General features: G+C 65.5%; 15 protein-coding genes. 3 read left to right on the top strand and 12 right to left on the bottom strand.

Translation table 11 applies throughout. The annotated features are described in order from the left end of the window. Positions 1 to 75: 75 nt before the first annotated feature. The 8 genes from rseP to rpsB form a co-directional block, all read right to left on the bottom strand. The gene (rseP, locus tag K2O51_RS22130) at positions 76 to 1467 is read right to left on the bottom strand and encodes an RIP metalloprotease RseP (RefSeq protein ID WP_220630725.1); all 1392 of its coding nucleotides are present in this window, start codon (positions 1465 to 1467) and stop codon (positions 76 to 78) included. 104 nt (positions 1468 to 1571) lie between these two features. Continuing rightward, positions 1572 to 2759 (bottom strand): 1-deoxy-D-xylulose-5-phosphate reductoisomerase, encoded by a 1188-nt coding sequence (gene ispC, locus K2O51_RS22135; protein WP_011298038.1) that lies wholly within the window; start codon positions 2757 to 2759, stop codon positions 1572 to 1574. A gap of 17 nt (positions 2760 to 2776) precedes the next feature. Then, positions 2777 to 3598, bottom strand: coding sequence for a phosphatidate cytidylyltransferase (locus K2O51_RS22140; RefSeq protein ID WP_011298039.1), 822 nt, complete (start codon positions 3596 to 3598; stop codon positions 2777 to 2779). A gap of 38 nt (positions 3599 to 3636) precedes the next feature. After that, entirely contained in the window at positions 3637 to 4407 is a 771-nt protein-coding gene (gene uppS, locus K2O51_RS22145) for a polyprenyl diphosphate synthase (protein WP_140953192.1), read from the bottom strand. Between the two features lie 48 nt (positions 4408 to 4455). Further along, positions 4456 to 5016: a ribosome recycling factor gene (gene frr, locus K2O51_RS22150; protein WP_011298041.1), complete on the bottom strand. Its 561-nt coding sequence runs from the start codon at positions 5014 to 5016 to the stop codon at positions 4456 to 4458. A 108-nt stretch (positions 5017 to 5124) separates the two neighbouring features. Next, positions 5125 to 5835: a UMP kinase gene (gene pyrH, locus K2O51_RS22155; RefSeq protein ID WP_011298042.1), complete on the bottom strand. Its 711-nt coding sequence runs from the start codon at positions 5833 to 5835 to the stop codon at positions 5125 to 5127. Between the two features lie 271 nt (positions 5836 to 6106). Then, positions 6107 to 6985, bottom strand: coding sequence for a translation elongation factor Ts (gene tsf, locus K2O51_RS22160; protein WP_011298043.1), 879 nt, complete (start codon positions 6983 to 6985; stop codon positions 6107 to 6109). A gap of 297 nt (positions 6986 to 7282) precedes the next feature. Further along, the gene (gene rpsB / locus K2O51_RS22165; RefSeq protein ID WP_011298044.1) at positions 7283 to 8026 is read right to left on the bottom strand and encodes a 30S ribosomal protein S2; all 744 of its coding nucleotides are present in this window, start codon (positions 8024 to 8026) and stop codon (positions 7283 to 7285) included. Positions 8027 to 8368: 342 nt separating this feature from the next. Here rpsB and map point away from each other — a divergent pair, with 342 nt between their 5' ends. The 3 genes from map (at position 8369) to K2O51_RS22180 (ending at position 13829) form a co-directional block, all read left to right on the top strand. Then, positions 8369 to 9187 (top strand): type I methionyl aminopeptidase, encoded by an 819-nt coding sequence (gene map, locus K2O51_RS22170; RefSeq protein ID WP_011298045.1) that lies wholly within the window; start codon positions 8369 to 8371, stop codon positions 9185 to 9187. Between the two features lie 77 nt (positions 9188 to 9264). Beyond that, on the top strand, positions 9265 to 11847 hold the full coding sequence (locus K2O51_RS22175; protein ID WP_041679625.1) for a [protein-PII] uridylyltransferase: 2583 nt from the start codon (positions 9265 to 9267) through the stop codon (positions 11845 to 11847). A 23-nt stretch (positions 11848 to 11870) separates the two neighbouring features. Further along, the gene (locus K2O51_RS22180) at positions 11871 to 13829 is read left to right on the top strand and encodes a pseudouridine synthase (RefSeq protein ID WP_220630726.1); all 1959 of its coding nucleotides are present in this window, start codon (positions 11871 to 11873) and stop codon (positions 13827 to 13829) included. A 97-nt stretch (positions 13830 to 13926) separates the two neighbouring features. Here K2O51_RS22180 and def read toward each other — a convergent pair whose 3' ends face one another. From def to smc, 4 genes are read right to left on the bottom strand one after another with little or no spacing between them, the layout of a single operon-like run. Continuing rightward, positions 13927 to 14460 (bottom strand): peptide deformylase, encoded by a 534-nt coding sequence (def, locus tag K2O51_RS22185; RefSeq protein ID WP_140949512.1) that lies wholly within the window; start codon positions 14458 to 14460, stop codon positions 13927 to 13929. Then, complete coding sequence (gene ligA, locus K2O51_RS22190) at positions 14457 to 16592, bottom strand: NAD-dependent DNA ligase LigA (RefSeq protein ID WP_220630727.1); 2136 nt, start codon at positions 16590 to 16592, stop codon at positions 14457 to 14459. Before ligA ends, def begins: the two co-directional genes overlap by 4 nt. Before the next feature lie 12 nt (positions 16593 to 16604). After that, positions 16605 to 17933 carry a cell division protein ZipA C-terminal FtsZ-binding domain-containing protein gene (locus K2O51_RS22195; protein ID WP_140949514.1) on the bottom strand — a complete coding sequence of 443 codons (1329 nt, stop codon included), beginning with the start codon at positions 17931 to 17933 and terminating at the stop codon, positions 16605 to 16607. Beyond that, positions 17930 to 21445, bottom strand: a complete 3516-nt coding sequence (smc, locus tag K2O51_RS22200) for a chromosome segregation protein SMC (protein ID WP_140949515.1) — start codon at positions 21443 to 21445, stop codon at positions 17930 to 17932. Before smc ends, K2O51_RS22195 begins: the two co-directional genes overlap by 4 nt. Between the last annotated feature and the right edge of the window lie 168 nt (positions 21446 to 21613).

Below are 21613 nucleotides of genomic sequence, written 5' to 3' on the forward strand. Positions count from 1 at the left end.
GTGGGACTGCGCCTGTCAATAGCATCCCGGGCGACGGTGTCGGCAACACGATCGCCCTGTTTGCCAGTACTGCTCCTAGCCATTGGCCAGGAACATCCGGCTGACGTCATTGAACAAAGCGAGCGAAGTCAGGAGCAAGATGCAGGCGATGCCTACCTTCTGCAGCATTGCCTGCCAGTGGTCTGGGACGGCCCTGCCAGTCAAAAATTCCACGCAATAATACAGCAAATGCCCCCCGTCCAGAACCGGAATAGGTAACAAATTCAGCACGCCGAGGCTGACGCTGACCAGCGCCAGGAAGCTGACGAAGGCCTGCAGCCCGAGGTGGGCGGCACGTCCGGCGTAGTCCGCCACGGTCAGCGGGCCGCTCAGGTTCTGCAGCGAAGCCTGGCCGATCAGCATCTTGCCGAGCAGCTTTAGCGACAGCGCGCTGGTGTTCCAGACCTGCCCGACGGCACGGTCCAGAGCCTGAACCGGGGCGTAGCGGACGGTCTCCATCTCCACCGCCTGGGTAAGCGCCGCACCCAGCTTGCCGGCCGGCGCCGCCCCAGACGCCTCGCCGTCCCGAGGCGGTGCAGTATCAAGCGTGACGGGAATATCCAGCCGTTGGCCATTGCGTTCGATGCCGAGCGCCACGCGCTGGCCCGGCTGCGCCCGCACCGCCTTGATCAGTTCCGAGGCCTGCGTCAGCGGCTTGCCCTGCCAAGCCACCACCCGGTCGCCGGCCTTCAGGCCGGCTCGCTCCGCGGCCGAACCCGCCATGACCTCGGTGATCGTCACGGGGCCGCCCTTGAGCGACAGGCCTAGCGTGGCCAATGGATCCTGTTCCGGATTGCTGCCGGTGCTGGGCAGACGTGCCAGTGTCAGGTCGCGCTCGCTGCCATCGGATCCGCGTACACGCAGCACCGCGCGGGCATCGCCGAACCCTTCGGCAAATACCGCCATACGCAGTTCGTTCCAGGAGCGCACGGCCTCTTCCCTGCCGTTGGCCTGCAATGACAGCACCCGGTCGCCCTCACGCACACCAGCCTCGGCGGCCATGGTGCCGGCTGCGGGCGTTGCCAGGATCGGCGCGGGCTCGCGCATGCCGCCTGTAAAAAGGCCGAAATACAGCACGATCGCCAGCGCAAAGTTGGCTAGCGGTCCGGCGGCGACAATGATGAAGCGCTTCCCGACGGGCTGCCGGTTGAACGCGCGCGGCAGTTCCGCCGGGTCGATCGGCGCGTCGTGCTGCGGGTCACGTTCACGCTCATCGAGCATCTTGACGTAGCCGCCAAGCGGAATGGCCGCGACGGTCCATTCGGTGCGGTCCCGCCCCTTGGAGATCCAGCGAAGCAGCGGCCGGCCGAAGCCGATCGAAAACCGCAGCACCTTGACTCCGCAAGCGCGCGCAGCAAGGTAGTGGCCCATCTCGTGGACGAAGATCAGCACACAGAGGGCGACGACAAAAGCGATTACGGTTTGCATGGCAGGTCGTCAGGAAAGTTGGCAGGGCCGGGGGGCAGGTCGCGATGGCATAGGCGCCGGTCGCGGCGGCAATACCATTGTCGCAGATGCCACCGGCCCCGCCGTCAGCGGACGGCGCTTGTTGTCACGTCCTGCAGACATGCACGCGCGGACTGTCGCGCCAACTGGTCGGCCTCGAGCACGCATTCGAGCGAGTCAGCCGCACCATGGGGTGCTTTTTCCAGCACGTTGCCGACGATCCTGGCGATGTCGGTGAAGCGGATGCCGCCCTGCAGGAATGCTTCGACAGCCACCTCATTGGCGGCATTGAGTACGGCCGGCGCCACACCGCCGGCACGAAGCGCGTCGAAGGCAAGCGCCAGGCAAGGAAATCGCACCAGATCCGGTTTCTCGAAATTCAGGGCTCCGGCCAGCGTCAGGTCAAGCGGAGAAACCCCTGCATCGATCCGCTCCGGATAAGCCAGCCCATAGGCGATCGGAGTGCGCATGTCGGGATTGCCGAGTTGGGCAAGCACCGATCCGTCGCGGTAGGCAACCATCGAATGCACGATGCTTTGCGGATGAATCAGCACTTCGATGTGCTCGGCCGGCGCCCCGAACAGCCAATGGGCCTCGATGACTTCCAGGCCCTTGTTCATCATGGTCGCCGAGTCCACCGAGATCTTGCGACCCATCACCCAGTTCGGATGGGCGCAGGCCTGGTCCGGGGTAATGTCGTGGAGCGTCGCCGGATCGCGCGTACGGAATGGGCCGCCCGAAGCGGTCAACACGACCTTGGCAACGCCTGCCCGATAACGCTGATCGTTCGCCGGCAGGCACTGGAAGATGGCATTGTGTTCGCTGTCGATCGGCAGCAGCGTGGCGCCGTGTTCGCGGACCGCATCCATGAAGATGCGCCCGGACATGACCAGCGCTTCTTTGTTGGCCAGCAGCACGCGCTTGCCGGCGCGCGCCGCTGCCAGCGTCGGACGCAGCCCCGCTGCACCGACGATCGCAGCCATGACCGAATCGGTCTGCGCGTCGCTGGCCACCGATTCCAGCGCGGCTTCGCCGTGGCTGACTTCGGTCTTGACACCGGCCATGCGCAGCAGCGCTTCCAGTTCGGCTGCGGCTTCCGACGTCCCCACCACAGCGCGGGCGGGGCGAAACTCGATGCAACTCGCCGCGAGCTTCTGCACCTGCCGATGTGCGGTGAGGGCATGCACCGCATACCGGTCGGCGTGGCGCCGTACGACGTCGAGCGTGCTTTCGCCGATCGAGCCAGTAGCGCCCAGGATGGTAATTCGATGCATATCAGAACAGAGCAGCTTCAGAAATAGGTCACCATCAGCGCGGCCAGCGGGAACACCGGCACCAGCGCGTCAATGCGGTCCAGCACGCCGCCGTGGCCAGGCAACAGCCGGCTGCTGTCCTTCATGCCGACCTGCCGCTTGAGCAGCGACTCGAACAGGTCACCGACGATGCTCGCCGCAACCAGCAGCGTGGTCAAGAGGGCGACGAGCGCAAGGCCACCGCGGTCGGCCATCACGGAGAACCAGGTCGGAGCAAAGGCATGGGTGGCGGCCAGACCCAGGCCGATCAGCATGGCGAGCAGCCAGCCGCCGATCGCGCCCTCCCACGACTTGCCTGGGCTGATGGAAGGGGCGAGCTTGCGCCGCCCGATGGCCTTGCCGACAAAATAGGCGCCGATATCCGCCGCCCACACCAGCACGGCCGCTGTCAGCAATACGCCAATGCCGGCGCTGCGCAGGATCATGATGGCGTGCCCGAATGCGGGAAGCATGATGAGGCCGAGGATGGCGCCCAGCACCGTGAAACCCGGCGTCGCAGTCCGCACGCCGCGCGCGAGCAGTACAAGCGCCACGCCCCAGCAGACCACGGCGGCCTCCAGCAGCCTGGTCAGGCCATGGCGGTCCGGCAGGTCATGCCAGCCAATCAAGGCGAGCAGGCAGGCCACGGCGTACACGTACGGCCAGGCGCCGCGCAGCCCGATGAGCCGCCCGAACTCCCAGCCGCCAAGCAGCACGATCACGGCGACCAGCCCGGCCAGCGCCGAGGGCGGTGCCAGGAACAGGATCGGCAGGATCAGCAGCAACAGGCACAGGGCGGTGATGACGCGGGTGAGAAGCATGCGCTGCTAGTCCCGTGGAAAGTTGAATGACCTGCCGCTCAGGCAGTGCCGGACAGCCCCGGCGCCACCAGCTGCGCGCTGGTGCGGCCAAAGCGGCGTTCGCGCTGGCGGTACGAGGCAAAGGCCTTGTCCAGCTCGGCCGCGTCGAAGTCCGGCCAGAAGACATCGGTGAAGTACAGCTCGGAATAGGCGAGCTGCCACAACAGGAAATTGCTGATGCGCTGTTCGCCGCCGGTGCGGATGAACAGGTCTGGCTCCGGCGCGTAGGACATCGCCAGGTGCGGCGCCAGCACCGATTCGTCGATCGATTCGGGATCGAGCATCGGCGAGCGGGCCAGCATCTTGCGCATGGCCTGCAGCAGGTCCCATCGGCCGCCGTAGTTGGCGGCAATGGTCACCGTCATGCCGGTGTTGCCGGCGGTGCGCGCCTCGGCATCCTTGATCAGCTGCTGGATGCGGGGACTGAACCTGCTCAGATCTCCCACCACGCGCAAGCGGATGCTGTTCGCATGCATCTTGACCACCTCGCGGCGCAAGGCAGTCATGAACAGGCGCATCAGGAACGATACCTCGTCGGCAGGACGACGCCAGTTCTCGGAGCTGAACGCGAACAGCGTCAGGAACTGCACGCCGCGCGCGGCGCTGGCCTCGACCACCGCCCGAACGGCATCCAGCCCGCGGCTGTGACCGGCCACGCGTGGCAGATGGCGCTGCGTCGCCCAGCGGCCGTTGCCATCCATGATGATGGCAACGTGGCGGGGCACATAGGTACTGTCGGGGACGGCGAGCGTAGAACTGATGTGCTGCATGATGGCAGACGACACTGAAGGTCCCGGCGGCATAGCGCCGGGAAACCGTCAGACCGTCATGATCTCCTTCTCTTTCTCGGCGACCATCTTGTCGATTTCCGCCACATACTTGTCGGTCAGCTTCTGCACGTCGTCCTGGCCGCGGCGCTCGTCGTCCTCGGAGATCGCCTTGTCCTTGACCAGCTTCTTGAACTGCTCGTTGGCGTCGCGGCGCAGGTTGCGCACAGCGATCTTGGCGCCTTCGGCTTCGCCCTTGACGACCTTGGTCAGCTCCTTGCGGCGCTCTTCCGTCAGCGGCGGCATCGGCACGCGGATGACTTCGCCCATCGTCGCCGGGTTCAGGCCGAGGTCGCAGTCGCGAATTGCCTTCTCGACCGCGCCGACCATCTTCTTTTCCCACGGCTGCACGGTAATGGTGCGGGCATCGCCAAGGCCGATATTGGCCACCTGGCTGATCGGCACCATCGAACCGTAGTAGTCCACCTGTACGTGGTCGAGCAGGCCGACGTGGGCACGGCCGGTGCGGACTTTAGCCAGATCGGCCTTGAAGGCCTCGATCGACTTCTGCATCTTCTGCTCGACGCTCTTCTTGGTTTCGGCGACGCTCATGATTACCTCCGGAAATCAGCTACCAGGATCCCGAAATACCGGGATCGAAAATGAATCATTCTACTCTTTGCCGGCCCGCGCAACAGATTCCGCGGCCGGCACCCGTCCTCAGACGTGGACCAGCGTACCTTCGTCCTCGCCCAGCACCACGCGCTTGAGCGCGCCCGGCTTCACGATCGAGAACACCTTGATCGGCAGCTTCTGGTCGCGGCACAGCGCGAACGCCGTGGCGTCCATGACCTGCAGATTGCGCGAGATGGCCTCGTCGAACGTAATCGTGGTGTAGCGCGTGGCGCTCGGATCCTTCTTCGGGTCGGCCGTGTACACGCCATCGACCTTGGTCGCCTTGAGCACGATCTCGGCGCCGATCTCCGCGCCACGCAGTGCCGCAGCGGTGTCGGTAGTGAAGAACGGGTTGCCGGTACCGGCGGCAAAGATCACCACCTTGCCCTCTTCAAGCTGGCGAATCGCGCGCGGGCGGATATAGGGCTCGACCACCTGGTCCATGCGCAGCGCGGACTGGACACGGCCCTCGATATTGGCGTGGCGCATGGCGTCTTGCAGGGCCAGCGCGTTCATCATGGTGGCCAGCATGCCCATGTAGTCGGCCGTGGCGCGGTCCATGCCGGCAGCACCGCCCGCGACGCCGCGGAAGATATTGCCGCCGCCGATGACCACCGCCACCTGGACGCCGAGCTTCACGATCTCGGCAATGTCGTTGACCATCCCTTCGATGGTGGCGCGGTTGATGCCGAAAGCATCATCGCCCATGAGGGCTTCACCGGAGAGTTTCAGTAGGACGCGCTTGTAGGCTGGCATATTCACCCTCGGACAGGAGCAAGCTGCTCGATTTGAGACGTATTGTTTTGATACACCCATGCGGTAAGGCCGCGCGGATGCCGGAGATAACCGGTTTTCGGCGGCACCCGCGGCAGGCGGATGGCGCCGGAAACTGGCTGGTGCAGCGCACGCAGCCGGGGCTGCGTGTTGCTGCTTCGGTCCCACTTACACAGAGGGGCACCTTGCGGCGCCCCTTCGGCATTATAGGCGGCGTGCCAACCCTGACGGGAGGCACCGGCCGCCCCGGACATCAGCCCTTCTGGGCAGCGGCCACCTGCGCGGCCACTTCGGCAGCGAAGTCGTCCTGCTTCTTCTCGATGCCTTCGCCCACGACATACAGCGTGAAGCCCTTCACGGTCGTGTTGGCAGCCTTGAGCATCTGCTCGACGGTCTGCTTGTCGTTCTTCACGAACGGCTGGTTGAACAGCGACACTTCCTTCAGGTACTTCTGGACCGAACCTTCCACCATCTTGGCGGCGATTTCAGCCGGCTTGCCCGACTCGGCAGCCTTTTGCTCGGCGATGCTGCGCTCCTTGGCGATCAGGTCCGCGGGAACCTGCTCAGCCGACAGCGACACCGGCTTCATGGCGGCCACGTGCATGGCGACGTCCTTGGCGGCGGCTTCGTCGCCGTCGAACTCGACCATCACGCCGATACGGGTGCCGTGCAGGTACGAAACCAGCTTGCCACCGTTGGCATAGCGCACGAAGCGGCGGATCGTCAGGTTCTCGCCGATCTTGCCGATCAGGGCGGTACGGGTGGCTTCAACACTCACGCCGTCGAGTTCCAGCGCCGACAGCGCAGCCACGTCGGCCGGGTTCTGCTTGGCGATCAGTTCGGCGACCTTGGCCGAGAACGCCAGGAAGTCGTCGTTCTTGGAGACGAAATCGGTCTCGCAGTTCAATTCGACCAGGACACCGGTGGTGCCGTCGATGAACGAAGCGACCACGCCCTCAGCGGTCACGCGCGATGCAGCCTTGCTGGCCTTATTGCCCAGCTTGACGCGCAGCAGCTCTTCAGCCTTGTTCAGATCGCCGTCGGCCTCGGTCAGGGCCTTCTTGCATTCCATCATCGGCGCGTCGGTCTTCGCGCGCAGTTCTGCCACCATGCTTGCGGTAATTGCCGCCATTTGTCACTCCTTGAATGGTTCGCGCCGGGTGCGCCAGTTTCCTGGCTCGCAACCGGCCGGGGGTGTACAGCTTCACCCGCGGCAGAGCTTGCCTGCGGCGGATGACAATCATTCGGATACTGCAAATTCAAAAAAAGGGGGCGCCGGATGTGCCCCCTTTTTTTCTTTCAACTTGCCGAGGCCGGCTTTGGCCAGCTCCGCTGCAACGCCCCGCACCTTTTGTCAGGTCCGGTGGCCGATGCCTTGTGATCGTTCCGTGGCGATGCGCGTGATCGGGGTCCTCTCGGCGGCCGGCAATCAGCCTTCTTGCACTTCGACGAAATCGTCACCGCCGCGGGCGGCTTCAACGACTTCCTGCACGGCGTTCGCACGGCCTTCCAGGATCGCGTCAGCCACGCCGCGCACGTACAGGGCCACAGCCTTGGACGAGTCGTCGTTGCCCGGGATCACGTAATCGATGCCTTCCGGCGAGTGGTTGGTATCAACCACACCGATTACGGGGATGCCCAGCTTGTTGGCTTCGGTCACGGCGATCTTGTGGTAGCCGACGTCCACCACGAAGATGGCGTCAGGAATGCCGCCCATTTCCTTGATGCCGCCGATCGACTTTTCCAGCTTGATCATCTCGCGCTCGAACATCAGCGCTTCCTTCTTGCTCATGGTGTCCAGCGCGCCGGCTTCCTTGGCGGCTTCCATGTCCTTCAGGCGCTTGATCGAGGTCTTGACCGTCTTGAAGTTGGTCAGCATGCCACCGAGCCAGCGGGCGTCGACGTAGGGCATGCCTGCGCGGCCGGCTTCTTCAGCCAGGATTTCGCGCGACTGGCGCTTGGTACCCACGAACATGATGGTGCCGCGATTGGCTGCCAGCTGACGCACGTACTTCAGTGCGTCCTGGAACATCGGCAACGTCTTTTCGAGGTTGATGATGTGGATCTTGTTGCGATGGCCGAAGATGAAGGGGGCCATCTTCGGGTTCCAGAAGCGGGTCTGGTGGCCGAAGTGGCAACCGGCTTCCAGCATTTCGCGCATGGTAACGGACATGTGATTCTCCAATAGGGTTCGGTCTGAAGTCCGCCCCGACATTCCTGAAAAGGAACACCCCGGATGGGCGGACTAGCGATTTCGTTCAGAATATTGACCCGCCGCGGCAAATGCTGCACCGCAAACAAGTCAGCCCGCTATTCTAGCAATAAATGGGCGCAGCACTCAAGCGGACATCAAGTGTGCTGTCCGGCGACGGGTGGGCCGGGCAGCGCGTTTCATCTGACCCCGATTGCACGGCGGATCGCTGCGATCAGGCGCCGATGGTGCGATAATCCCACATTACCCTATCGATTCCGGCGCGGCCTGTGGCCTCGCCATCACTTATTCTGGCGAAGCAGCATGAGCATCCACCTGAATACCGCCGAAGACGTCGCCCAAATGCGCGTGGCTTGCCGCCTTGCCTCGGAAGTCCTCGACTACATCACGCCGTTCGTGAAGCCTGGTGTGACGACCGGCGAACTCGACCGGCTGTGCCACGCCTACATGCGTGACGTACAGGGCACCGTACCGGCCCCGCTAAATTATGCGCCTCCGGGCTACCCGCCTTTCCCCGGCGCGATCTGCACTTCGGTCAATGACGTGATCTGCCACGGCATTCCTGGTGACCGCGTGCTCAAGGCCGGCGATGCCATCAACCTGGATATCACCGTCATCACCAAGGAAGGCTACTACGGCGACACCAGCCGCATGTTCATCGTTGGCGAGGGCTCGATCCTCGCCAAGCGCCTGGCCCAGGTGACTTACGAGTGCATGTGGAAGGGCATCGCGCAAGTCCGCCATGGCGCGCGCCTCGGCGACATCGGCCACGCCATCCAGGTGCATGCCGAAGCGGCCGGCTACAGCGTGGTGCGCGAGTACTGCGGCCACGGCATCGGCAAGAACTTCCATGAAGATCCACAGATCCTGCACTACGGCCGCGCGGGTACGGGCGCCGAGATCAAGGCAGGCATGATCTTCACGGTCGAGCCGATGATCAACGCCGGCAAGCGCGACATCCGCACCATGCCTGACCAGTGGACGGTCAAGACCCGCGACCGCAGCCTGTCCGCGCAGTGGGAACATACCGTGCTCGTGACCGAAACCGGCTACGAGGTGCTGACGGTCTCCGCCGGCACGCCGGCGCCGCCCGCATTCATTACGGAATCGGTCGCGGCCTGAGCCGCAACATCGTTGGGGGGCGCCTGACAGGCGCCTTTCTTTTTCCAGCCGTGCCCACGAACCTTCCTGCCCTGCCCATGGACACCACGCCGGAACTCCTGCTCGCCGCGCGCGTTCGCGACCAGTTGAAAGCCGACAAGCAGGCCCTGTTTGCCGACTTTGACTTGTCGTCCCACGTCGGCACGCTGGTTACGCGTCTTCGCCGCGCCGTGGATGCCGCGCTCGCCGAGGCCTGGCGCGGGCTCGACATGCCTGCCGATGCAGCGCTGGTGGCGGTGGGCGGCTACGGCCGCGGAGAGCTGTTCCCGTACTCCGATGTGGACGTGCTGCTGTTGCTTCGGGCCGAGCCCGATGCCGACACCGTGAGCCGGCTCGAACGGTTCATCGGCATGTGCTGGGACCTGGGGCTGGAGATCGGCTCGTCAGTGCGCACCGTGGAAGATTGCATCCGCGAGGCGCGCGCCGATATCACGATCCAGACCTCGCTGCTCGAAGCGCGGCTGCTGACCGGCAACCGCAAGCTGTTCGAGGCGCTGCGCACGCAGCACCAGGCCGATCTCGACCCGGCCGCGTTCTTCCAGGCCAAGCTGCTGGAAATGCGCCAGCGCCACGCCAAGTACCAGGACACGCCTTACGCGCTCGAGCCGAATTGCAAGGAAAGCCCGGGCGGCCTGCGCGATCTGCAGGTGATCCTGTGGATGACCAAGGCTGCCGGCCTCGGCGACAGCTGGAAAGAATTGTTCGAGCGGGGCCTGCTGACGCAGCGCGAAGCGCAGGAGCTTTCGCGCAACGAACGCCTGCTGAAGACCATCCGCGCGCGACTGCATCTGGTGGCCGGGCGTCGGCAGGACGTGCTGGTATTCGACCTGCAGACCGCACTGGCGGAATCATTCGGCTATCGGCAGAACGCCAACAAGCGCGCCAGCGAGCAGCTCATGCGCCGGTACTTCTGGGCCGCCAAGGCGGTGACCCAGCTCAACAGTGTGCTGCTGCTCAATATCGAGGCGCTGCTGTTCCCGAGCGAATCGCAGGTGACACGCGTGATCAACGAGCGCTTTGTCGAGCGCCAGGGCATGCTGGAGATCACGAGCGACAGTCTGTATGAAGACGACCCGCACGCGATCCTCGAGACTTTCCTGCTCTATGAGCGCACGCCGGGCATCAAGGGTCTGTCGCCGCGCACGCTGCGGGGCCTCTACAACGCGCGTACCGTGATGGATGCGCGCTGGCGCAGCGACCCGGAAAACCGCCGCCTGTTCCTGGCCATCCTGCAGGAACCACAGGGCATCACCCATGCGCTGCGCCTGATGAACCAGACCAGCGTGCTGGGGCGTTACCTGATCAACTTCCGGCGCATCGTCGGCCAGATGCAGCACGATCTCTTCCACGTCTACACCGTGGACCAGCACATCCTGATGGTGGTGCGCAATATGCGCCGCTTCGCGATCGTCGAGCACACGCACGAATTCCCGTTCTGCAGCCAGCTCATGGCGAGCTTCGACAAGCCTTGGGTACTGTCAGTGGCGGCGCTGTTCCACGACATCGCCAAAGGCCGCGGCGGCGACCACTCGAAGCTGGGCACCGTGGATGCGCGCCGCTTCTGCAAGCAACACGGCATCGGGCGCGAGGACGCCGACCTGATCTGCTGGCTGGTGGAGCACCACCTGACGATGAGTCACGTGGCGCAGAAGCAGGACCTGACCGATCCTGACGTCGTTCACGCGTTCGCGCGCGTGGTCGGCGACGAGCGGCACCTTACGGCGCTGTACCTGCTGACCGTGGCCGATGTCCGCGGCACCAGCCCCAAGGTCTGGAATGCCTGGAAGGGCAAGCTGCTCGAAGACCTGTACCGCATCACGCTGCGCGTGCTGGGCGGCGCCAGGGTCGATCCGCATTCGATCTGGGCGCAGCGCCAGGAAGAAACCATCTCGCAGCTGCGCCTGAAGGCGTTCGACCCCGAACTGGGCAAGCCGCTGTGGGCACAACTCGACGTGGCCTTCTTCCTGCGACACGATTCGCGCGACATCGCCTGGCTGACCCGTCACCTGTTCAACAAGGTTGACAGCCCGGTGCCGGTGGTCAAGGCACGCATCTCGCCGGCTGGCGAAGGCCTGCAGGTAGCCGTCTACGTCAAGGACCAGCCCGACCTTTTCGCGCGCATTTGCGGCTACTTCGAGCGCAAGGCGTTCTCGATCCAGGATGCCAAGATCCACACGACGCGCCATGGCTACGCGCTGGACACGTTCCAGGTCACCGACCCTGGGCTGGCCGACGACGGCGGCAACTATCGCGATATCCTGGCGCTGGTCGAGCATGAACTCGGCGACCGCCTGCAGCAACAGGCTGCGCTGCCCGAACCGAGCCAGGGCCGCCTGTCGCGCCAGTCGCGCAGCTTCCCGATCAAGCCGCGCGTGGACCTGCGGCCCGACGAGCGCGGCCAGTATTACCTGCTGTCGCTGTCGGCCAACGACCGCACCGGCCTGCTTTACGCGATCACGCGCGTGCTGGCAAAACATCGCGTGTCCGTGCATACGGCGCGCATCAACACCCTCGGGGAACGCGTCGAAGACGTGTTCCTGGTCGACGGCAGCCGTCTTGCCGCCGACAACCGATTGCAGATTCAGCTTGAACAGGACTTGCTCGCCGCGCTGGAAATCTGATCCGGCCGCGCAGCATTGATGATATGACCGACAGCAATTCGCCGAAGCGCAAGACGCTCGGCATCAAGCCGCCCGACGGCACCGCCACCCGCAAGCCGGCGGGCAACCGGCCCGTGCGCGTCTCCGACCTGAACCGCAAGCGCGTGCAGGCCGTGGCCGAAGGGATCCGGCGCGCCCAGGGCGGCGCTGGCGCCAAGTCCGGTAAGGGCGGGATGCCTCCGGCCGACCCGGCAGCCGGCCGCGCTCCGCGGCCTGCGCGCGGCGACAGCGATCGCCCGCCTCGTCAAGGCCGCCCCGCCGATGGTGAGCGCCAGGCGCGTCCGCGCCGCTTTGATGACGACCAGTCGCGCCCTCGCCGTTTCGGCGACGATGACAACCGCCCCCGTCGATTCGGCAATGACGACCGCGCTCCGCGCAGGTTCGGCGATGATGAAGCAAGGCCGCGCCGCTTCAGCGACGACAACCGCCCGCAGCGCCCGCGACGTCCCGAAGGTGGCGAACAGCCGCAGCGCCGCTTCCGCGATGACGAGTCGCGTCCGCGCCGTTTCGGCGACGATGAGGCACGCCCCCGCCGCTTCAGCGACGACAACCGTCCGCAGCGCCCGCGACGCCCCGAAGGTGGCGAACAACCGCAGCGCCGCTTCCGCGATGACGAGTCGCGTCCGCGCCGTTTCGGCGACGATGAGGCACGCCCCCGCCGCTTCAGCGACGACAACCGTCCGCAGCGCCCGCGACGCCCCGAAGGTGGCGAACAACCGCAGCGCCGCTTCCGCGATGACGAGTCGCGTCCGCGCCGTTTCGGCGACGATGAGGCACGCCCCCGCCGCTTCAGCGACGACAACCGTCCGCAGCGCCCGCGACGCCCCGAAGGTGGCGAACAGCCGCAGCGCCGCTTCCGCGATGACGAGTCGCGTCCGCGCCGTTTCGGCGACGATGAGGCACGCCCCCGCCGCTTCAGCGACGACAACCGTCCGCAGCGCCCGCGACGCCCCGAAGGTGGCGAACAACCGCAGCGCCGCTTCCGCGATGACGAGTCGCGTCCGCGCCGTTTCGGCGATGACGACCGCCAGCGCCGCGCACCGGACGCCGGTGACCGCCGGGGCGATGCACCGGCCCGACGCTTCAGCGACACCGCCGACCGCGCGCGCCCGGTCCGTGCCCAAAGGCAACCAGCCCATTCCAGCGGCGACGCCCCTGAGACCAGCCACGACGATGGCCTGGTCCGCCTGTCCAAGCGCATGTCCGAACTGGGCCTGTGCTCGCGTCGCGAAGCCGATGAATGGATTCCGCGCGGCTGGGTAATCGTCGACGGCAAGCCCGTGACCGAACTCGGCTCGCGCGTGCGTGCCGATGCGAATATCGAGATCCACCAGGCCGCGCGTTCCGAACAAGGCGAGCGTGTCACGGTACTGCTGCACAAGCCCATGGGCTATGTCTCCGGCCAGGCCGAAGACGGCTACGAGCCCGCGGCCGTGCTGTTCACGGCGGAGAACCAGTGGTCGGAAGACCCCACGCGCAAGCGCTTCGCGCCGTGGCAGCGCAAGAGCCTGGCGCCTGCCGGCCGTCTCGATATCGACTCCACCGGCCTGCTTGTGCTGACGCAGGATGGCCGCGTGGCGCGCGCCCTGATCGGCGAAGACTCCAACGTCGAGAAGGAATACCTGGTGCGCGTGCAGTGGCACTCGCCGGACGGCGTGGTCGAGCGTAATGTCAGCGAGGTCTTCCCTGCTGACAAGCTCGAACTGCTGCGCCATGGCCTATCGCTCGACGGCGTGGTCCTGAAGCCGGCCAAGGTGAGCTGGCAGAACGAGGAGCAACTACGGTTCGTGCTGCGCGAAGGCCGCAAGCGCCAGATCCGCCGCATGTGCGAACAGGTTGGCCTGGAGGTGGTTGGCCTCAAGCGCGTGCGCATGGGCCGCATCGTGCTGGGTGACCTGCCGCCGGGGCAGTGGCGCTTCCTGGGTCCGTTCGAGAAGTTCTGAGAATCGGCATCGCATCGCCGGCGCACGTCGCCGGCGAGGTCGCAAAAGAAACGGGGCGCCAGTTGGCGCCCCGTTTCTTTTGTGTCCATGCCGCGCTTCAGTCGTCGCTGTTCGGCGGCAATTCCGGAAACAATACATCGGTAAAACCGAAGCGCGTAAAGTCGCGCACCCGCATGGGATACAGGATGCCTTGCAGGTGGTCGCACTCATGCTGCACCACGCGCGCATGGAAGCCTTCGGCGACGCGGTCGATGCTGCCGCCCATCAGGTCGTAGCCGCTGTATCTCAGGCGCGTATGGCGCGGCACCACGCCGCGCAGGCCGGGCACCGACAGGCAGCCTTCCCAACCATCCTCCAGATCGTCGGACAGCATTTCGAGCATCGGGTTGATCAGCACCGTCTTTGGCACCTTCGGCGCATCGGGATAGCGCGGGTTCCGGTCGAAGCCGAAGATCACCACCTGCAGGTCCACACCGATCTGCGGCGCCGCCAGCCCCGCGCCGTTGGCGTGGTCCATGGTGTCGAACATGTCTTCGATCAGCGTGCGCAGTTCAGGCGTATTGAAGCGCTCCACCGGCCGCGCCTGCTGCAGCAGGCGCGCGTCGCCCATCTTGAGAATCTCGCGGATCATGACTGTTCCCCCGGTTGGCCCGCGCCGACCGATTCCAGCAGCGCCAGCATTCCTGCCTCGTCGAGCACCGGTACACCCAGCGCCTCGGCCTTGTCGAGCTTACTCCCAGCCTCGGCGCCGGCCACGACGTAGTCTGTCTTCTTCGATACAGAGCCTGCGACCTTGGCGCCCGCGGCCTCCAGCATTTCCTTGGCTGCCTCGCGCGACAGGCTCGGCAGCGTGCCTGTCAGTACGAAGGTCTTGCCCGCGAGTGGTGCCGGCGCGCGCGCGACGGGCTCGCTTTCCGGCCAGTGTACGCCTGCCGCGCGCAACTGCTCGATGACCTCGACGTTGTGCGGCTCGCCGAAGAAATTGACGATCGACTGCGCCACCACAGGGCCCACGTCGTTGACTTCAAGCAGCGCGGCCTCGTCGGCCACCATCAGTCCGTCGAGCTTGCCGAAATGGCGGGCCAGGTCCTTGGCCGTAGCCTCGCCCACGTGTCGAATTCCAAGCGAGAAGATGAACCGGTTGAACGTGGTGCTGCGCGAGGCTTCAATGGCAGCCACGAGGTTGCCCGCCGACTTGTCCGCCATGCGGTCCAATGCGGCAAGCTTGGCCACACCCAGTTTGTAGAGATCCGCCGGCGTGCGCACGATGCCCTGGTCGACCAGCTGCTCGACGACCTTGTCGCCAAGGCCTTCGATATCCATGGCGCGACGCTGCGCGAAATGCAGCAGCGCCTGCTTGCGCTGCGCCGCACAGATCAGGCCGCCCGTGCAGCGCGCGATGGCCTCGTCTTCCAGGCGCTCGATGTGCGAGCCGCATACCGGGCAGGCAGTCGGCATCACGAACGCGCGCGCATCGTCGGGGCGGCGCTCCAGCACCACGGCGACGACCTCCGGAATCACATCGCCGGCGCGGCGTACGATCACGGTGTCGCCGATATGCACGTCCTTGCGGCGCACCTCGTCCTCGTTGTGCAGGGTGGCATTGGTCACCGTCACACCACCGACGAACACCGGCTGCAGGCGCGCGACAGGCGTAATGGCACCGGTGCGGCCGACCTGCACTTCGATGTCCTCGACGATGGTGGTCATCTCCTGCGCCGGGAACTTGTGCGCGAGCGCGAAGCGCGGCGCGCGCGACACGAAGCCAAGCTGTTCCTGCTCGGCCAGCGCGTTGACCTTGTAGACCACGCCATCGATGTCATACGGCAACTGGTCGCGCTTCTCGCCCACCTTGCGGTAGAAATCGAGCAGGCCTTGTGCGCCTTTCACCACCGCGCGCTCGTTGCAGACGGGCAGGCCCATGGTCGCAAAGCCATCGAGCATCGCGCTGTGAGTAGCCGGACGTTCGATGCCCTGCAACTCACCGAGGCCATATGCGAAGAACGAAAGCGGACGCTTCGCGGTAATGCGCGGATCCAGCTGCCGCAGGCTGCCGGCCGCGGCATTGCGCGGATTGACGAACGTCTTATCGCCGGCCTCGGCCTGGCGCGCATTGAGCTTGTCGAAATCCCGGCGGTACATGAAGACTTCGCCGCGCACCTCGAGCACCGCAGGCGCCGCGCCGCGCAGCTTCAGCGGAATCGCCTTGATGGTGCGCACATTGACGGTCACGTCTTCACCGGTTTCACCGTCGCCGCGCGTGGCCGCCTGCACCAGGCGACCGTCTTCGTAGCGCAGCGACATGGCCAGGCCGTCGAATTTCAGCTCGCATGCGTATTCCACCCCTTCCGCGGCGCTGAACAAGTCCTGCTCGCCGCCTGCTGCGGCGCTGCGCCCGAGTCCTTGCGCGCAGCGTCGGTCAAAACCGGTGACGTCCTCGTCGGAGAAGCCGTTGTTCAGCGACAGCATCGGCACGCGGTGGCGTACCGTATCAAATGCCGACACCGGCGCGCCGCCCACGCGTTGCGTCGGCGAATCGGGCGTCAGCAGCTCGGGATGCTCGGCTTCGAGTGCCTGCAGTTCGGTGAATAGCGCGTCGTACTCGGCATCCGGAATGGTCGGTGCGTCGAGCACGTAATACTGGTAGTTGTGGCGGTCCAGCTCGTCGCGCAGCCATTGCACGCGTTCCGCGGCAGTTGCGGGCGGCAAGCCGCCAGCCGGCGCGGAGGCATCGGCCTGCGCACCGCGATGGGTTGCGTTCATGACAGGCTCCCGCTAGACGCTGAACAACCGTGCCGCCACCGGCGAACCGGCCGGCATCCCGCGCGTTTCCAGCTTCTGGTAGAGGGCCTCGAGCTGGTTGAAGATCGCCACGAACGACGCCTCGGTCAAAGGCCGCATATTGTCGTCGACTAGCTGCGCGCCCATGCGCTGGGCCAGCGAGTTGCCGTATTCGCAGACGGTCTTGAACGGCTTGCCGGCCTGGTCCGCCTGCGGCACGTCCAGCAGCAGCGTGATCTGGCCACCGCCCTTGACGGTCAGGTCATCGCGCAGGAAGTTGGTGTCGCCGAACTGCAGCGCGAACAGCGGGCGCTGCACCCCTTCTGCATTGGCGTGGTAGCGGATGAAACGCGTCCCGTCGCGCGACAGCACCAGCCCGTCCTGCGTCGCCACGCTCTGCACGTAGGCGGCCGACCACGGCGCACCATCGGAGATCACGTTGACGCCAAGCTGCACGTCGCTACTGGCCGCGAACGCGTCGAGTTCACGCGCGTTGGCCACCGTCTCGCCCATGTCCGGCAGTTCGGCCGAAGCATCGAGCGATTCCGCCAGCGCTTCGACGGCGTTCACGAATTCCGAGAACTCCAGCGCATTGAGGGGGCCGCTGCGGTTGGCGAGCTGCACCGCCACCTGCAGGTCTTCGTACTGATGGCCGGCCGTCACGGGTTCCCACGCATTGGCTTCCATGCGCAGGCCTTCGATATGGATCTGTTTGGTGCCAGCGCGGCGCAGCCGGCCGGTCAGCGGCAGGATACGGTCGCCGGACGCCTTGCGCTCCAGGTGCAGCGGCACGATGCAGTCGATCAGCGGATCGATCGTGGCCGGCATCGGCTGGCCTTCGGGAACCACCGGCTCGGGCTGAGGCTTCTTGATGGGCTGCACCACGGCTTCTGCCTTGGTTTCGGTCTCCACTTCGCCTTCGACTTCCGCTTCGAGTTCCGCCTCCGCAACGGCTGTTTCCGACGGCACTCCCGCCAGCGCGACCTCTTCGGCCACGACATCATCAGCGTCCGCCGAGCCGGCAGCGGCCGAGGCGGCAGCCGCAGCGAAGTCATGCTGCGCCGGGCGTGCAGCCGGCGTCAGCGTCGGCTCACGCCGCTCGACGTGCTCCTGAGCAGGCGGCTCATGCAGCTTGGCAGCCACTTCAGGCGTGGTGGACTGGCCAACCACGGGCTCGCGCATCGGCGGCAGGTCGTCTTCGGGACGCAGTTCGCGCGGGCGGCGCGCCTTGCGGATCTGCCACTGGTTGTAGCCAAACAGCAGCGCAAGGAAAACGAGACCCGCAACGATCAGCGCGGTCTGTAGGTCCATGTTGAAGCTCATGCTGCCTCCGCCATCGAGACTGCCGCATCCATATCCACCGCCACGATGCGCGACACGCCCTGCTCCTGCATGGTCACGCCGATCAGCTGGTGCGCCATTTCCATGGCGATCTTGTTGTGCGAAATGAAGACGAACTGCGTCTTGTCCGACATGCGGGCCACCATATTGGCGTAGCGCTCCGTATTGGCGTCATCGAGCGGGGCGTCCACCTCGTCCAGCAGGCAGAACGGGGCCGGATTGAGCTGGAACATTGCGAACACCAGCGCAATCGCGGTCAGCGCCTTTTCGCCGCCCGACAACAAATGAATGGTTGAGTTTTTCTTGCCCGGCGGCTGCGCCATGACCTGCACGCCGGCATCGAGGATTTCCTCGCCGGTCATGATCAGGCGCGCCTGGCCGCCACCGAACAGCTGCGGGAACAGCTCGCCGAAATGGTGGTTGACCTGATCGAACGTGCCTTGCAGCAGCGCGCGGGTTTCCTGGTCGATCTTGGCGATGGCGTCTTCCAGCGTGGTGATCGCATCGTTCAGGTCGGCCGATTGCGCGTCGAGGAAGGTCTTGCGTTCGCGCGCCGCCGCCAGCTCGTCGAGTGCGGCCATGTTGACCGGGCCGAGCGCGTTGATGGCGTTGTTGATGCGCGTGACTTCGCCCTGCAGGTACGACGGCTTCAGGTCCCCCGTCAGCTTCTCGGCCAGCGCGGCTTCGTCGACTTGCGCGGTCGTCAACTGCTCGCTGAACTGCTCCTGGTTCAGGCGCGCGGCCTGTTCCTTGAGCTGGCTCTCCGTGATGCGGTCTCGCAGCGGCTGCAGGCTGCGTTCGGCTGCCAGGCGCTGCTCGTCATGCTGTCGCAATTGCGCGGACAGCGCGTCGAGTTCGATACGCGCGGCGCCGAGCTTCTCTTCCTTTTCGGCACGGCGTTCGAGCGCATCCTGGAGGCCGGTGTGAGCCGTCTGCTCGTTGATCGTTTCCAGTTCCGCGCGCGCGTTCTCGAGCGATTCGACGATACGCTCGGCCTGGTCGCTCGCCACCTGAATATTGCGATGCAGTTCGTCGATGCGGCTGGCCAGGTTGCGCTCCGCAAATACCGCTTCCTGCGCCGCGCGTTCGAGGTCGCGCAACTGGTGGCGCGCCGACGACAGCTTGCTGTCGAGCGCCTCGAATGCCATCTGCTGGTCTTCGTGCGTAGCCTGCATCTCGGCCAGCGCCGAGTCATGCTGCTCGAAGCTCGCTTCGGATTCGGCGCGGATTGCGCGCTGTTCCTCGATCTGCGCGTTGATCTCCTCGAGTTCCTCGCGAATCTGGCCGCTGCGCGCGGCGTAGCGCTCCATCGCCTGCGACAGCTTCAGTACATCCATCTGCAAGGCATGCACGCGGCGCGTAGCCTGCTCGGCGCGCGTACGCGCGTCGGCCAGCGACTGGCTCGCCTGCGTATAGGCGGCTTCGGCACGTACGGCCTGGCTCTTGGCCTCGTCCGACAGCAGCATCTGCGCGCGCGCCTGCTTCTGCAGGTTCTCGATTTCCTGCTCGCGGGCCAGCATGCCGGCTTGCTCGGAATCGGCGGCGTAGATCTGGATTGCGTTGCGGCCGATCAGATGGCCTTCGGCCACGACGAACGATGCGCCTTCGGGCAGCGTGTTGCGTGCCCCCAGCGCCTGCGTCATGTCCGTAGCGGTGTAGATATCGGCCAGCCAGTCCTGCATCACCGCGCGGATGCCCGGCTCGGTGATCTGCACGAGCGACATCAGCGGGCGCAGGCCAGCCGGTGCCTCGACGGGCCTTGCCGCAGGCGGCGGCGTATAGAACGCCAGCTTCGCCGGTGGTGCATCCGACAGGAACGCCTTGACCCAGTCCAGGTTTGATACTTCCAGCGCGGCGAGCTTCTCGCGCAGCACCGATTCCAGCGCGTTTTCCCAGCCCGGCTCGATATGGACCTTCTTCCACAGGCGGGGCAGCTCGGCCAGCCCGTGCTTGGCCAGCCATGGCTGCACCTTGCCGTCGGTCTGCACGTTTTCCTGCAGCTGCTTCAGCGCGGCCAGGCGCGCCTCCAGTGCGGCAATCGCGGCGGCTTCGCTCTGTACGCGCTCCTGCGCGGCACGGCGCTCGCCATCGAGGCGCGGCACGCTGTCTTCGGCATCGGCCAACGTTGCCTGCGCCTCTTCCAGCACGGCTTCCTGCTCGGCCAGTTCCGCACGAGCCTGCTCGAGGCGCGTCTCGTCTGGTCGATCCAGGCCCTTTTCCTCGCCCGAAAGGCGTTCGCGGCGCTGTTCCAGTTGCTGGAGCATCTGGTCTGCGCTGCGCTGCTGCGCGGCTTCGAGCTTGAGTGCCTGCTCCGCCTGCATGATGCCGGCACGCTGCTCGTTGAGCAGTTGCTGGGCGTCACGCCACTGCGCCTCGAGCGTCGGCAGCTCGTCATTCTTCTGGGCCACCGCTTCCTGCGCTTCCACAGTGCGCCCTTCGGACACAGCGAGGTTTTCCTCGGCCTGCGCCAGTTCGTCGCTGGCCTGTTCCGATTTGCCCTGCCACTGCTCGCGCTGCGCCGTCAGTGCGGCAATCTGCGCCTGCACGCGGTTGCGCGATTCGACCACGTAGCGGATCTCGGCTTCCAGCTTGCTGACTTCGGCGTTGGCCTCATACAGCGCGCCTTGCGCGGCGTGCATGCCGTCGGACGCCGCGTAGTGCGCCACGCGCATGGTTTCGAGTTCTGCCTCGACATGGCGCAGTTGCGCGGTCTGGGCTTCCAGGTCGATCTGGGCCTGCTCGATGGCACGCTGGTGCCGCTCCTGCTCGATCTGGGCCTCGCGCTTGCGCAGCAACCACAGCAGGTGCTGCTTCTCTTCGCCGTCGGCCTGCAGCGTCTTGAAACGCTGCGCGACTTCTGCCTGGCCCTCAAGCTTTTCGAGGTTCGCGCCGAGCTCGCGCAGGATGTCTTCCACGCGGGTCAGGTTCTCGCGCGTATCGGACAGCCGGTTTTCGGTCTCGCGGCGGCGCTCCTTGTACTTGGAAACGCCGGCTGCTTCTTCCAGGAAGATCCGCATGTCATCGGGCTTGGCCTCGATGATGCGCGAGATCATGCCCTGGCCGATGATGGCGTAGGCGCGCGGACCCAGACCGGTACCCAGAAAAATGTCCTGGATATCTCGGCGCCGTACAGGCTGGTTGTTGATGTAATAGGACGAGGTGCCGTCGCGGGTCAGTACGCGCTTGACGGCCACTTCGGCATATTGGCTCCACTGCCCGGCGGCACGGCCTTCGGCATTGTCGAACACCAGTTCGACACTGGCCCGCCCCGCTTGCTTGCGGGCCGTGGAACCGTTGAAGATGACGTCCTGCATGGATTCGCCACGCAGCTCGGACGCACGTGACTCGCCCAGCACCCAACGGACTGCATCGATGATGTTGGATTTACCGCAGCCGTTGGGACCTACGATGCCCACGAGTTGACCGGGCACCTGGAAATTGGTCGGATCGACGAATGATTTGAAGCCCGCCAGCTTGATCGAAGATAGTCGCACGGTTGTCGTGTGGTATCGGCGCTGATGGCAGCGCGCGCAGCATTAGAGCGTTCAGGAATGAGCGGCGCACGCGGACGGCCGGACGCGGCGTGCCGCCAGCGTCCCTTCTCGCCCCCCGTGCCCGAGAATTGGCGGTAATCATACCATCGCCGAAGGCCCTTCCGGCCG

The organism is Cupriavidus pinatubonensis, assembly GCF_019602855.1.
Classification (GTDB): domain Bacteria; phylum Pseudomonadota; class Gammaproteobacteria; order Burkholderiales; family Burkholderiaceae; genus Cupriavidus; species Cupriavidus pinatubonensis.

What these genes read in the sequence shown, in the direction of transcription:
- tsf (WP_011298043.1), bottom strand. Translation starts at nt 6,985, where the DNA reads ATGGCGGCAATTACCGCAAGCATGGTGGCAGAACTGCGCGCGAAGACC.
- rpsB (WP_011298044.1), bottom strand. Translation starts at nt 8,026, where the DNA reads ATGTCCGTTACCATGCGCGAAATGCTGGAAGCCGGTTGCCACTTCGGC.
- pyrH (WP_011298042.1), bottom strand. Translation starts at nt 5,835, where the DNA reads ATGCCAGCCTACAAGCGCGTCCTACTGAAACTCTCCGGTGAAGCCCTC.
- rseP (WP_220630725.1), bottom strand. Translation starts at nt 1,467, where the DNA reads ATGCAAACCGTAATCGCTTTTGTCGTCGCCCTCTGTGTGCTGATCTTC.
- K2O51_RS22180 (WP_220630726.1), top strand. Translation starts at nt 11,871, where the DNA reads ATGACCGACAGCAATTCGCCGAAGCGCAAGACGCTCGGCATCAAGCCG.
- frr (WP_011298041.1), bottom strand. Translation starts at nt 5,016, where the DNA reads ATGAGCGTCGCCGAAACCAAGAAGAGCGTCGAGCAGAAGATGCAGAAG.
- ispC (WP_011298038.1), bottom strand. Translation starts at nt 2,759, where the DNA reads ATGCATCGAATTACCATCCTGGGCGCTACTGGCTCGATCGGCGAAAGC.
- ligA (WP_220630727.1), bottom strand. Translation starts at nt 16,592, where the DNA reads ATGAACGCAACCCATCGCGGTGCGCAGGCCGATGCCTCCGCGCCGGCT.
- map (WP_011298045.1), top strand. Translation starts at nt 8,369, where the DNA reads ATGAGCATCCACCTGAATACCGCCGAAGACGTCGCCCAAATGCGCGTG.
- K2O51_RS22140 (WP_011298039.1), bottom strand. Translation starts at nt 3,598, where the DNA reads ATGCTTCTCACCCGCGTCATCACCGCCCTGTGCCTGTTGCTGCTGATC.
- uppS (WP_140953192.1), bottom strand. Translation starts at nt 4,407, where the DNA reads ATGCAGCACATCAGTTCTACGCTCGCCGTCCCCGACAGTACCTATGTG.
- K2O51_RS22195 (WP_140949514.1), bottom strand. Translation starts at nt 17,933, where the DNA reads ATGAGCTTCAACATGGACCTACAGACCGCGCTGATCGTTGCGGGTCTC.
- def (WP_140949512.1), bottom strand. Translation starts at nt 14,460, where the DNA reads ATGATCCGCGAGATTCTCAAGATGGGCGACGCGCGCCTGCTGCAGCAG.
- K2O51_RS22175 (WP_041679625.1), top strand. Translation starts at nt 9,265, where the DNA reads ATGGACACCACGCCGGAACTCCTGCTCGCCGCGCGCGTTCGCGACCAG.